Here is a 13239-nt window from a genome sequence, read left to right as displayed (position 1 = left end):
GCATTAGCAGGGTTTGCTGCTGGTGGGCCAGTTGGTGCTGCTATTGGGGGTGCTCTGGGGCTCTGGCTTTCCTCTGACGACTCAGATGAGGGTGTTTCTGGAAGATAGTACTGTACGATTCGGACGTAGCACAAACACGGTTCTATTCAAGGGGCGGTCGTAAGTCACGCCACCGAAAATCCAACTGTACGCCTGAGTCCAATTGAACACGGTAGAGGAACGAATCCCGCTCATCACCAGTGGAAGCGCCTGCATCGTCCAGAAGTACCTCAGTAACTTCTCCATGCTCACCGTGGTGCCGGTAATCCGGATCGTCCTTATCGGGGATATCAATTCGCACTCTATCCCCAGTTTTGATACTTTGCATACTCGAACTCACCAGTCGATATCACCAACCTCTGACCGTCGGATTCGGACAGGCTCATCTCGTGTCCAGAGTGTAGCCAGTACGGGTATCCATTGACATTGAATTCACGACCGGTCGCTTGTTCGAGTACTTCTTGGGCGAGAGCAGTGAACGAGTACTCTACACCGTTTTCTAGCCACTCGACGTTGTCACTCCGTCCCGTCTTCCCAGTGATCCGGCCTCGCCAGAAGTCGTCCTTTGGGTTGTACTCGCGCTCAGCGTCGTCGGGTAGGCTTTCATCGTCGAACAGGACGATGTCCCCCTCCGCGACGAGACCTGCCTCAAGCAGGACAGTGATTGCCCTCTCGGCTCGACTCGATGACCGGCTCTGTTGACGTTCCTTCTGTCGGCGCTTGGCCATGTACTCCTCGGCCTCTGGGATGGGGAGCACTTGACGGGCACTGACGAAGGCCTCTTCGCCGCGTTGGTGGATGTCTAGTTCGATGCAGGTGATGTCCATGCCGTACTCGCGTTCAAGCCAGACGACGGGGGTTGTGATCTCGGGGCCAAAGCTCCCCGCGGCGAGCAAAATCCGTGGTCGGTCATCTAGGACGAAGTCGGCGTAGCCGTCTTCGGTGGTGGCGACATCCTCACCGAGGAACTCCCTGAACTGCTCGCCCACCTCCTCGGGTGTGAGCTGGTCGTCCTTATCGCGGCGGTTGTTCCAGAACGCCCGGTAATCCTGCTGGAGTTCCTCTGCACTGATAGTTGAGCAATAGCTCGCGTATTTGATGGCTTGGAGGTCAGTCGTCTTGTCTGCACTGTCTCGCTTAAGTTCAATTATGACGAGCTTCCCATCAGGGTCGAGCGCCAACACGTCGGGGCGTTCGGCAGTTCGGTCGAACTTGGCGTACTGGGAGGCAACCACAAGTAGGTCTTCGCCGAGTATCGACGGCGTCTTAATGATCCATTCCTCAATATCGGCCTCGGTCAGGCTGAGGGCACCGAAGCTAGTGGGTTCGAGTGCTGTGACACCTTCATTGTTAACATGATAGACCATTCGTTGGTGAACAGTGTTGTTGTTGGTTTTATTTGAACGGCCCGTCCGACTCTAACTGATCAAACTTCTCGAACACCATATCGAAGTACTCCTCGGTCATCATGCGCGGATTCGATACTCGGTGGAAATCATCAAGAATGAATTCTACATCCCGTCGTTCTAATCCGTATGCATGGAATGCAGCAGCGTCAATCTCGGCTTGCAACTCATGTCGTTCCTGTTGGTCAGTCGCAGGCTCAATGGCACCGAGTCGTTCACGCATCTCCGCGAAGTCGTCACCATAACAGTTCAGACGAGCAGCACGCGTGGAAATATACTCGAAATAGTCGTCACTCTCCGTCAGGTGAGGAACCTGAGACTCTTTAAATTTATAAGTGACAACGTGAGTGTCCACCTTGGTTCTCAGGAGGTAATCAAACGGAAGCGAGTTAATCAATCCCAAGCCCGCAAACAGTTCACGGTCTGTGAATATTTTCGTGTAGAACTCGTGTAGATACTCATCGCCAAGTCCCTCTTCATACGGCTCAATTCGATAGTTCCGGATTGTACGAAGCGAGTTGTGGCAGACGACTCCCTTTGGAATTACAGCTGCAATCAGGGTTCGCTCGTTAGTCGCATTAGTAATATCTCTAAGAACGATTCGGTACTCCGTGCAGTCCAACCGCACATCATCTTCGGAAAGGGGTTTGTCTCGATGGTCTTCCAGTAATTGGTTTACAAATCCCTTCTGCGAGCCAGTGCCATCGAATTCTTCGTAGATGGCTGTTTTGAGATCACGAATTGTCTTTTCACGCATTCGTTGCTTGGCACTTCGTTCTGGATCGGTTGACTCCTCCACACTCCAGAATTCGGGAGTGGCGATATCTATGAAATCTGAGGTGTAGCTGTACTGGTAGATATTTTTGCCTCCGTAGACGGGATACTCACCCTCCTCTTCGTCAACAAAGCGATCGGAGTCGCTTGTCCGTCGAAGCCCCTGATATGGCTCCATGTACCAACCTGAGGCCTCTCTGTCTCCAAGTGGGGGGTTTTCAATGATTTGTTGTAGAACTTCGAGTTTACGATCGGACTCAATATAGGGAAATATGCCTGCTTCGGGTGAATACTGTTCAAGCACAGCTCGCGGGATTTCTATAGCTTTACTATCGAAGCTCTCGAGAATGCTTAAGTCTCCTTTTGAATACTTACCAGCAACAGAGTCGGTCGAACCTTGATTTTTGAAGGTAACGATTCCAAATTTGTACCGGTTGTCTACTTGATCAAAAATACCGTGGTTCTCATAGATAGTCAGTACGTCTAACCTGGTATTGTTTAATAGGTTGTTCCGCAAATCTTTGCACGAAGCGCCATTGAAAATGGCTCCTGGGAGAATCTGGGCGACATACGAGGATTCCCCAGCTAGGCTAAACACTCGTTCAAAGAATAGTGACGAAAGGTCGTTTGGATTGGGCTTGACACGACCGTCAATTTCGGGCCTTTGAAGAGTGTATTCAGGGCTGTTTTTGAAGTACTCTGCCCGTGTCTCCATTTCTTCCTGATACTCTTGCCATCCCTCCGAAATCTCCTCGTTAGAGAGAAGTTCCTCCTCTTTCTTATCTTTCTCGTCCGGCGGTCGTGTCCGGAACGTTTCATCAAACTTGGAAAAGTAATCGTCACGAAGAGGCTTGAGGCGATCCCACGGGGGATTTCCTATTACAACACTAAACCCACCGTCTTTATAAACAGGAGCGAACTCCAGCACCCAATGGAACGGGTTGAAATCAGCAAGCTCGTTTAGACCAACGTTCTCTAATCCCGCAGAATGGAATTGCTCCAGAATTTTCTGGTTTAATTCCTCACTATGGGCCTCAATGCACGACTCTGCGAGGTGCCGTGCATTCATTGCTTCAGTCCCACTGGTTGCCTTCCGATGACGTTCAATCGCCTCTATTACGTCCTCATAAAGCTCCTGAACACTAGTTCCGGTTCCCCCACCCCAATTAGTAAGCGAGGCATCTCCATCATCGGTCATTTCAAGCAGATCGGTGAACCCGATCAGGGAGTTCCCTTGACGAATGTTGAAGTCGATGTTGGGCAGTGGCTCCACCTCACTGGGCTCATCCTCAATGTCAGCAACCATCGAGAGCCATAAACGCAGCTTACAGATTTCGACCGCTCCGTCGTCGATGTCCACTCCGTAGAGGTTGTTGAGGATAATTGATCGCTTCGCGTACAGGGAAGCACCCCCGTGTCCCTCTCCAATCGTCTCCAGTTCCTCGACAGTGCGCTCCTCCAGTTCCCAGGTTTTCCCTTCGTCGTCCATCTGCTGGAAGAACTCGATGCACTGCATGTAGATGTCCAGCAGCACTTCTTGAGCGGCGAGCAGGAACGCCCCGCTCCCAACCGCTGGGTCGAGGATTCGAGCTTCCTTCAGGAAGTCGTGATACAGCGTCTCCACGTGCCGTGTCTCGACGTTCTCGGTTGGAACCTGCGTCGTGACCACTCCCCCATCGGCTAGTGCCTCCACGCAGCTCTCAGCGTCCGGAGCGGGGAACCCAAACACATCGTCTATCTCTTCGTAGTTGGCGCCAACTTCCTCGTTGAGCTGGTCGAGAAGATACGGGTGAATCGTACGTCGGGACATGAACCCGGTGATCTCCTCGGGCGTGTAGTACGCCCCCATCTCCTTCTGGTTGACCGTCTGCTCGAAGATATGGCCGAGGATGGCCGGCGAGAGGTTCTTCGGATCGACGATGTCGAGCCGCTCGTCGACGTTCCAGTTCCAGTCCGAGAGGAAGTCTAGGATGTCACCGAACAGTTCGTTGGTGCGCTCGGTCGTATCCCCGAGGCGAGCGTCCTCGAACTCCTCCTCGATTGGGTTCTTCGAGAACAGGCCGCCGTTGAGGTACGGGAGTGCCCCGAACTCCGTGCTCTTCTTGTTCTCGGCGAGGAAATCGAAGAACAGCGGCTCGTAGAACTCCTCGTAGACGTCCTCAGCCTCGTCTACGCGTTGATTGTGGTGGTCGTGGAGATAGTTCGGGTCGCGGTCGAGCAGGCGTTTCTCCTGGATGAAGTAAAGGAAGATCATCCGGTCGAGGGTGACCTGGACGTACCGCTGCTTGGCGTCACCACGGTCGTCAGGGATACCGGCGACTTCCTGCACGAGGTCGGTTCGAAGGGTCTCGAACTGCTGGTAGAACTCCTTGACGACCTGCTTGGTGTCGTAGAGGTCGTCATATATCGCAGCTGCTGAGCCGTATTCGAGGCTGTTGAGCTTCTGAAGGATTGTGTTCTTCTCGCCGCCTTCGCTGGTCATCTGTTCCTTCGTGAAGGAGAGCTTCTGGTGCTTGATGCGCCCGTGTTGTTGTCCGTCGAGCGCTCGAATGCGAGTGAGGAATGTGAACTCCTCGTAGTCGTTGGTGGCGACGAGGTTAGTTCGACGGCGTCGGTCGTCTGGTTTGAAATCTGAAGCAGATTCGCCCGCACCAGCCTCGATGAGCACAATGAACTCTCGGTCGGTCAGTTGGAGGACGAGTTCGTTGTCTTCACCGAGGTTTTCACGGACTTTCAGACCACGTTTTTCGAAGGTAGAGGCGACATCGGAGAGCGAATCCCAGCCAGCGATGTCCTTCGCTGTAATCTGCTGGAGTGTATCCATGGGCTAAACTTCTACCAGGGATACATAAAACTAGACACACTGGGATGCTGGTGGTACATCATCGTAGGAAAATAATGTTCTCAGATGATATGTGTCTTGAATCCGATAGACCACAAGTACTAATCCAATTCGTTGGCGAACGCTTCGTGAGCCCGGTACACTGCATGTAGTTCAGGCCTGATTTTCACTGTTTTCGCTCGTTCATCATACTCGAGGAGACAATTTCTGTTGTCATCCTCGCTATTGTCGAATTTGGTCAGGTGTGACTGAATGAGAGACACGTAACAGGCATTTCTGTCGCCCTGAGAAATGGCGTCTGCGATGTCCCTGACATCGACTATGGTACCAGGTTCAAATTCAACGAGAAACTCGATGATGCGCCGCCTCCTCTCGTTTGCGAGGAGGTCGTAGGCATAGGCAGGATCGATTTTACTAGCTGACTGGTTAGGCTGTGGTTCGATAGCGTCTCGTAGGCGTTTGAGCAGTTGCATCAAGCGATTCCTATCCACAACTGCTCAATGCGTTGGTATAAAAGCGAAGACCAGGAGACTCTTTCCACCAACCAGACTCGACCAACTCATCTGTCGCGCACACCTCACAAACCGCTGCTTCCCGTGTCTCGACATCAGTGGGGTGTCGAGGAGTCTTACCACCAAGGTGAGACCAACCCCGCTCAGTGATGTGGACATATTCGTGGGCGATCCCAGGTTGCTCGATCATGCCCAGTTCTTTCAGGTTTTTCAGTACGGTGCGATGTCTTTCGGTATCGTACTCTCCATCAAGACGCTTGTCGACGAGACGCTTGAGCTTATGATAGTCGACTGGATCGTAGTGGGCGACGATCTTGAGCATCACTAGTTCTGCTGGTTGAGGAGTCGAAGGCATACATGTGGTTAGTATCGATAGCGTATCTATACGATGGGTCTAAGCGTTATTACAGGATGACCTCGATACATAGAGTTGGTCTAAAAATGTCAACCTATTGTTTTGTTCGGGTCTAGCTATACAGGTGGAGGGCAATACTCAATAAGATGTCCTCGTTGGTCGATATTCACCCAACACTACAGTTGGATCATACTGTCGAGCGAAAAAACGAATCACAACAGCATTGGGCAATCAAGGCTGCAATCAGCGACAGACTCCATTCAGATCCTGCTTGCGTGGGTGCCATCGAGACGGAGAAGAAAACGTCCGATTTGATTGGAGATATCCGCTGTAAGCTCTCCGAGTCTCCACCCGATATGCCGCACCGGTTTGTCGTCGAGATCGAAACTCCCGCGTCGAACAAAGATCGGTTGCGAGCTACTATTGACCATCTCCGGTTTGGATACGCTGTTTACTGGGTATTCACTATAGCTGCTCACGAAGCTCGACGGGAGGTAGAGGATCTTTTGGCCGAATTTATGACCACGAGGCCGTCACTGGGCGTTGCCTCGCTTGCGGACGGCGAACTCGCGCTGGGCACTCCAATTGTCTGGGATGAATTCTCTTCACCAGATCCATGGCTGGGGCGGCACGAACTGTATGTTCCGACCTACAACCGACGGGTCGACTGTTTTGACCATGGTGACTTCGTGGTCGATGGTGACCGTGTGGCGATCTTTCGCCAGCCCGGCAGCGAAGAACTGTACGCAAGTCGGTATCTTGAAAACGGTCAGCAGACGCTTCCTGAGCGTTCTCCTTGGCAAAAAGTCCAATTTCAGGAGAATATTCGAGAGGGCGTGATTGAACGAGTCTCTCCGGTACGAGGCCCGCCATGATGCAATTAAAGCTACAGGGAATTACTGTTCAGGATTCCGGAGCTGTTGGCTGAAAAGGATATCGCGATTCGATCGAAACCGCCTACTTATTGGAACATATCCACTCATAGGTTGCCAACACTCCGTGACAGAATCTGGTCTACGACGCTACAGCTGATTGAATTCCAACGATCGTTTACCGCCTCTGATGTTCGGGACGCCATTGACGGCGAGCCACCTTCCGAACGGACAGTGCGGAACACTCTCAATGCGATGGAAACTCTGGGTCTTCTCGGAAGTGAAGGTGGAACTGGAAGCGCTCCACACCGATACTATCCTCAAGACCCTGGCCCAGCAGAGGTGAGCTCTGGATACACGCCCCGAGAAAGTACCCAATCAGGTACGTTTCCGTATCCCGGTGGGAAAGGAGGGATCTCCGACTGGATTGTCGACACGATGCCAGCTCACGATACGTACGTCGAGGTGTTCGGTGGTGGAGCAGGTGTTATGTTCAACAAGCCCCGGTCGAAGTACGAGATTTATAACGATCACAACGAAGATCTGACGCAATTCTTTACAGTCCTGCGAGACCAACCTGATGAACTATCCGAATGGCTTCGGGCAGTTCCGTATTCACGGGCGCAGTACGAGCAATGGGTAGCAGAATTTTATAACGGGGTGCGTCCAGAAGATCCAATCGCACGTGCAGGCCGATTCTTCTCACTGCGTTATATGCAGTTTCTCGGCATCGCATCAACACCAAATGGTTTCAAAACACGCGCACGCCGGTCACCCGCACGTACGTTCGACAATGCACGAAAACGAATCCACTCACTTGCTCGCCGGTTCGATCAAGTCACTATCGAGAGTCAGGACTTCCAGGCAATCCTTGAGAAATACGATGATTCCGCTGTAGATGTCCTCTACTACGCTGACCCTCCTTATGTTGGTGGAGAAGATCAATACAATGGGGAATTCGACCATGACGTCTTCGTCGACTGTCTCCGCGATATTGAGAATGACTGGATGGTTTCGTGCTCGACGATTCCTGAGGGACTCTCCGAATACACGATTGTAGAGCAGCAGAGTCGTCATCGCATGACACGAAGTTCGGACGAGGTCAGCGAGAGGGTCGTCTGCAATTTCGACCCCGAAGAGCGATCGGCATTCGCCAGCACCACCAGTAACTGATCGTTATTCGGTCTCCATTTGATACTCCTACACCACTATTCTTGTTGGACTGAAAATCCGGATTTATCGCGTCAATACGGATGTAACCCCCTCGAAAGCAAGATACAGTAGTGAAAGCACGAGGAGTGAAAGGAGCTGGACTGAAACCGGATGACCAGTTTCCATAGAGAAGAGTTTTATTTTCGGATGTATTAATCTGAATAGATGTCGCTGAATAGTCCCTCCAAACCACCTGCTTCAGAACGGCCAAATCGTTTGTCGACGGTAACAACGACCCAAGATCGGCAGCCAGAACTCTGGGAAGACAGCCAACACGACTTCGACGGATTTGCACGGCTACTCAATACTCTCGCTGAGAAAACGACCACCGATGAAGCGGTCAACATCTGTCTCCTCGCCGAATGTATTGCAGACCACTTTGCACGAGGATACACGACAATCGAAGCTGAGACCACTACTATTGACCTCGCCCGAGGACATAGTGATCTAAATCAGCTCATTTCACCAAGCACATTAGAACGGGCAGAAGCCTTGGATGTCATCGAATCCCCGACGATATACGATGGATCGATCAAGGTTCCTCGTCACAAAATTGCGCGACGAACTCTTTGGGACTTGGGCCCGATGGCGAAGAAGCACCTCGACATGCAGGCGATTCGGGGGTTTGATGAAGAAACCGCTACCCTCCGATCTGATGCGAACGAAGGGATCGCCCATCGATACATCCTCCGCCTTACTGAACATACATACGTTGGTTCCGGCAAGCGGGTGGAAACGTACGTCAAAGCAGACTACGTCGCGGACGTTTCTCAAAACCTCGAAGAGAAAGTCTACGATATGGTTGCCTACAACGAGAACGGTTCAGTGTACGCAACCTGTGAGATCGAGATGCGACCGGGTGACCGAGCCCACGTCACAGATGACGCTCGCCTTCAAGCGGCGCTCCCGGGCGACAGTGACTGGGTGGTATATCGTAAGCAGGACGTCAACAGACTGCTCCACACGTTGGTTCAGGATGGAGCAATCGTTTTGCCACCTGGCCATCCTGGGTGGGGTGACGCACTGGATTTGAGTACGACCAGTGCTATGGAGCGTCTCCAACGAGTGTTTGAGGCCTCAGATGGGACTGTCCCCACGCTTCAAAGCCCGATCATCACCTCAGTGAACACCGCGGATAACGTCCGGGCAATGGCACAAGATCGGCGCCCAGACGTGTTCCAGGAACTTACTCTTGAATAGACTCTCATTCATGACTGACGACTCGTACGATAGCGCCGATGAAAACGACGGGAAGTACAGTACCGAGACGGAGATGACCTTCGAGGGTTTGCTAAAAACAAGTCTTCGAGAGCGAGCTGAACACAAACAAATACTATCTGATGCTGCCGAGAATCCACAGCAATCATCTGAATCAAAATTCGGTGAAAAGACCACTCGAACCTCTGACGAGCAGGAGCGAGAAGAATCGGCTAGTAATCAGCGAATGGCCTTGGCGACGTCAATTGGGAAGGCACACGTATCGAATCGTCCATCTCTTACACTCGCAGGTGGTGAAACGAAAGCGATCGGCCACCATACCACCTACGAACTTGCTCGGACGGATGTTAACAACCGAACGTACTACTACGTGGCTCAGACGACCGACCAGTCCTACGAGCGCCATCATGCGGAACTCGCAATCAAAGATTTTGGGACGACTTGGTCGTACGATGTCCCCGAAGCAGATCAGGAGGCTATCCAGCAGGCAATCAGGGAACAACGGCAACGAGACCTTCGAGCGGGCCGAGAGCCCGTTGAGTGGCTCACAAGCGCTCAACTTGACACTGTTTCCGAGTGGTATCGAAGCCGAACAGAGTTGGAATTCCTCAATTTAGAAGAGAGGCATCGAAAGGACGAGGAGAGCATTCACGTCGTCGACCAGTACTTGATCGCAGATATGGACAGAAAGATGCTGCTTTCTGGTGGTGACCTTCGAGAACTTACTGACAGGCAGGTCACCGTTGTGCTTGAAAACCTCATAGACATAGTTCATCCCAATATTGAGCTCCTGCCTGCGCTGGATACCAATCTTCGTCAGAGGATGGAATATCCACTTCTCGCCAGGATAACGTTTGACGAGTGAATATTCTTAGCATAGGTCAATAATAACCAACACTCGTCAGTTAGCGCTGTTCTACCAGTCTTCAACCCAGTACTTGTGGTCAGCCCATTCATCTCGCACTAACGAACGCCAGGACTCGTTTCCAATATCTTTCTCCTCCGCAAAGTGAATGAGATACGAGAGATAGATCACGCCAGCTCTTTTTGATCCATGCGTCGTCATATAGTTTGTCGTCCGGTCGGCCATCCCAATCAACATACTGTCACGATTATCGATATTAGAATAGAACACGGTTTTCTTGACCACAGGTGATTCCTTTTCTCCATCATTCAATCCATCAGTTGCTTTTGGGAAGCACGACTTCAAATCTGGATGCTCATCGGTGACTTTCGACTTGTTAAATCTCGTCGCTTTTTGTTTTTCCTCAATAATCCGATCATAAGCCTTGTTCGGCTTGAAATCAGGATCAATCGACGGGTGCGGATACCAAACATCGAGATCCTCACCATACTGAAATTTGTACCGGCGCTTGGACGACGAATGCCGATCAAGAGCATCAATAGCCTCGTCAAGGAACCGTTCCGGAATGGTGTCAAGGTTCGCCAACCGATGATGCAGAAATCCACGTAGAGCCGCCACACTCGGCTCCTTTCGTTCCTTTACTATCTCGTTCCAATCTTGCGCGTCGGGGTCAAGCTCGAGGTCGTGATCGACGGGCAGCTTGTTTGGATCTATTTCCAGCTCGGCACCATCAGCATTGCCCGTTGTATTCCTACTCTCATCGGTCTTACTCGACTCAGCACTGTTATTCGTGCTGGCCGTATCCGTACCGTCCAGTAGTGCCTCACATAGTCTATCGAGCTGCTCTGTCTGCCTCTGGTTCATTTTCAGTAGCTCGCCGCGGTCGTCATAGGCAGAAATCATCTTCTCAAGCATTTCGCGTTTCGAGCAGCCCTGTTGCTCAGCATGAGTATCGACGATCTCGGCAGCGTCAGCGGAGATCCGCCGACGCTTAGGTTTTCCAGACATACCTAATCGAGTCTACCAAGCCTTCTACCAAATATAAGGACTTTCAAACGTCAACTGATGCTCAACTAGACACTCAGTTTCAATCTCGCTTCAACGACCCCATTAGTGTCCCACAACTCACGACCGGCATTATATGAGGTATCCGAACTGAAACAGTTGTCTGAATAATCTGAACTCACTTACATCGCTTGATTCAACTCAAGTAGGACGAGATAGTGGGACGGCTATTTAAGTTAGATGGGACTTGGTAGAGAACTGAAGATGAAGGAGATACTGGCCAATAGGTAGGCAGAGGGGTCAGGGGGTTCTCAGGAATCCGACTACTACAGCACCGCACGCGCCAAAACTAGATCTCGGATAACGCAACCGGAGAACGTCTCGGAAGGCAGCCTTCGGTTCGTACCTCTCCTCTCTCTACCTTGCAGGACAGCCTACAGTATCTTTTAGATATATGAGTATATAAACGTTTGTGAATAGAGTATTCAAAAAGATTAAAACGAAAATCAGCTGATATAACAAACACAGCCAAGCCGACAAAGATGATTGATCCCTCTCGAAAACTTCAGCGTTAATTCTTTGTCAAAATCTATCGGACTAAACTCTCGATACAAGTATTAACAGCACACCCGACCGACTAGTACTTTTGACCCCCTCTCCCACTAACTCTGCCGTATTTTCTTCATCTTCAATTTCCTAATCTATCCCATCCAACTTAAATACCCATTCCATATTTGTCAATACCTACAAAAGCGATCTCCACTTACTTTCCAGACTACTTTGAGTACCTAGTGCTGGGTCTAGTGAGGTTTTGTCTGGTAACATGCCTTCACCGAGATAGCAGTCTGCTCAAAGAATGACCGAGAAATATTTGCCAAGGATGAATCAATTAACGTGGTAGTGACGATTGACGACATACCGTGGATCACGTTTGCCCTCACGCTGGGGATGGTGGTCATCTATTTCGTTTCGCCCGCTATCACGCCTCTTTCCTACACTGTTCTCGCCCCGTGGATGCACGCGAGTTTTAACCACCTGTGGCAGAACCTACTCGTATTCGTTCTGGTCGGTACGTGGGTTGAGAGGCGTGTGGGCTGGGTCACGTTCCTATTTTTCGCGGTGATGATTCCCTACCTCGCCCTCTATCTACCAGTAGTGCTCAAGTACGGCGAACTGTCGAGAGGTGCGAGCGGGCTGACTATGGCGTTGACTGGATACATTGTTCCGGTCTTGCTCGTCCTCCTTGTGGGGCACATTGACTCCTTTGAGTTCGATGCCAGGGAAGTGGCCGTCGGACTCGGAATTCTGCTCATCTTGGTCTACCTGACCGCAGACTCTTGGGTTACAGTCCAGCGGTTCGTAGGTCTTGAGCCACGACCTGATGGCGTGGCGGTGTCGGCGCATACGACCGGGCTTGTTCTCGGAGTACTGTGGTTTGGGTGGCGGGCATGGCGGCACGAGCTGGCCGGCGGATGAGAACTTCTCGTGGGGCATACTATGCAAGAAATCGAGGGGTCGGTGAGACGCTATCGGTGTGGATGACATCCGAGATCACCTGCCGAAAAACTTGCCGTCCTCGTTTACGAGGCTCTACTTCTCTTCCTCATTCGAAATCGAACACCTGATCATCAGCCCAGTCCACAACCCAGTTAGCGAAATCAATGTAGAGCGTGTATGCAGCATGACAACATCGTCTGTTGTACAATTAAATCAGTGAATCATCGACCCACTATACGTGCCTGCGGTCAATCTATTTTCAGATGTGGTTTGCACCCTTCTTGCATACTAATCCACCTGTTCCATCCTGCTTTTATTCCTTGCTCTTGTGAGAACCCCTTCAAATGATCAGCCAATTTCTCTGGCTCATCCCAGTGAGAATAATTGCTGAACTCTTCCATCTGTTGGGCCTTTCTAATTTTCTCCATGACGGTATTAAGAGCGGAGCTATCCGGATCGAATCGGGTTTTCAATTCGGATTCTATTTCGTCGCCGTTTTTTTCCGGGTAGACCATACCATGTCAATTAATTTCTGTCAAATAAAACTACTGGACTGAGCGATCACCCCTTCGTAAACTGGGCTATATCCCATGCAACATTCGCGCTGTCTATTCAGCACGACTTCTCGAAGAGATACGCTGA

12 protein-coding genes are annotated in these 13239 nt (G+C 51.1%); 5 read left to right on the top strand and 7 right to left on the bottom strand.

All coding sequences use genetic code 11. The features are described from left to right. Positions 1 to 142: 142 nt before the first annotated feature. The 5 genes from AC6I65_RS09710 to AC6I65_RS09690 all read right to left on the bottom strand — a co-directional run bounded on the left by AC6I65_RS09710 (position 143) and on the right by AC6I65_RS09690 (position 5895). Complete coding sequence (locus tag AC6I65_RS09710) at positions 143 to 367, bottom strand: DUF8139 family protein (protein ID WP_497901710.1); 225 nt, start codon at positions 365 to 367, stop codon at positions 143 to 145. Then, positions 342 to 1406 (bottom strand): endonuclease NucS domain-containing protein, encoded by a 1065-nt coding sequence (locus AC6I65_RS09705; RefSeq protein WP_497901709.1) that lies wholly within the window; start codon positions 1404 to 1406, stop codon positions 342 to 344. The genes AC6I65_RS09710 and AC6I65_RS09705 overlap by 26 nt, the downstream gene beginning before the upstream one ends. 28 nt (positions 1407 to 1434) lie before the next feature. Next, positions 1435 to 5043, bottom strand: a complete 3609-nt coding sequence (locus AC6I65_RS09700; protein WP_497901708.1) for an Eco57I restriction-modification methylase domain-containing protein — start codon at positions 5041 to 5043, stop codon at positions 1435 to 1437. Between the two features lie 119 nt (positions 5044 to 5162). Then, on the bottom strand, positions 5163 to 5534 hold the full coding sequence (locus tag AC6I65_RS09695; protein ID WP_497901707.1) for a DUF7344 domain-containing protein: 372 nt from the start codon (positions 5532 to 5534) through the stop codon (positions 5163 to 5165). A gap of 10 nt (positions 5535 to 5544) precedes the next feature. Further along, positions 5545 to 5895 (bottom strand): hypothetical protein, encoded by a 351-nt coding sequence (locus tag AC6I65_RS09690; RefSeq protein WP_497901706.1) that lies wholly within the window; start codon positions 5893 to 5895, stop codon positions 5545 to 5547. A 179-nt stretch (positions 5896 to 6074) separates the two neighbouring features. Here AC6I65_RS09690 and AC6I65_RS09685 point away from each other — a divergent pair, with 179 nt between their 5' ends. The 4 genes from AC6I65_RS09685 to AC6I65_RS09670 all read left to right on the top strand — a co-directional run bounded on the left by AC6I65_RS09685 (position 6075) and on the right by AC6I65_RS09670 (position 10095). Then, positions 6075 to 6803 (top strand): hypothetical protein, encoded by a 729-nt coding sequence (locus AC6I65_RS09685; RefSeq protein ID WP_497901705.1) that lies wholly within the window; start codon positions 6075 to 6077, stop codon positions 6801 to 6803. Between the two features lie 252 nt (positions 6804 to 7055). Continuing rightward, positions 7056 to 7973, top strand: coding sequence for a DNA adenine methylase (locus AC6I65_RS09680; protein WP_497903188.1), 918 nt, complete (start codon positions 7056 to 7058; stop codon positions 7971 to 7973). 204 nt (positions 7974 to 8177) lie between these two features. Then, on the top strand, positions 8178 to 9212 hold the full coding sequence (locus tag AC6I65_RS09675; protein WP_497901704.1) for a hypothetical protein: 1035 nt from the start codon (positions 8178 to 8180) through the stop codon (positions 9210 to 9212). 10 nt (positions 9213 to 9222) lie between these two features. Continuing rightward, the gene (locus AC6I65_RS09670; RefSeq protein ID WP_497901703.1) at positions 9223 to 10095 is read left to right on the top strand and encodes a hypothetical protein; all 873 of its coding nucleotides are present in this window, start codon (positions 9223 to 9225) and stop codon (positions 10093 to 10095) included. A gap of 51 nt (positions 10096 to 10146) precedes the next feature. On the opposite strand, the gene AC6I65_RS09665 is transcribed toward AC6I65_RS09670, so the two are convergent. Further along, entirely contained in the window at positions 10147 to 11103 is a 957-nt protein-coding gene (locus AC6I65_RS09665) for a hypothetical protein (protein ID WP_497901702.1), read from the bottom strand. Between the two features lie 897 nt (positions 11104 to 12000). Here AC6I65_RS09665 and AC6I65_RS09660 point away from each other — a divergent pair. Continuing rightward, on the top strand, positions 12001 to 12576 hold the full coding sequence (locus AC6I65_RS09660; protein ID WP_497901701.1) for a rhomboid family intramembrane serine protease: 576 nt from the start codon (positions 12001 to 12003) through the stop codon (positions 12574 to 12576). 269 nt (positions 12577 to 12845) lie between these two features. Here AC6I65_RS09660 and AC6I65_RS09655 read toward each other — a convergent pair whose 3' ends face one another. Then, positions 12846 to 13112, bottom strand: coding sequence for a hypothetical protein (locus AC6I65_RS09655; protein WP_497901700.1), 267 nt, complete (start codon positions 13110 to 13112; stop codon positions 12846 to 12848). Between the last annotated feature and the right edge of the window lie 127 nt (positions 13113 to 13239).

Source organism: Natronosalvus sp. KLKA75 (genome assembly GCF_059736265.1).
This window is presented reverse-complemented; position numbering and strand designations above follow the sequence as displayed.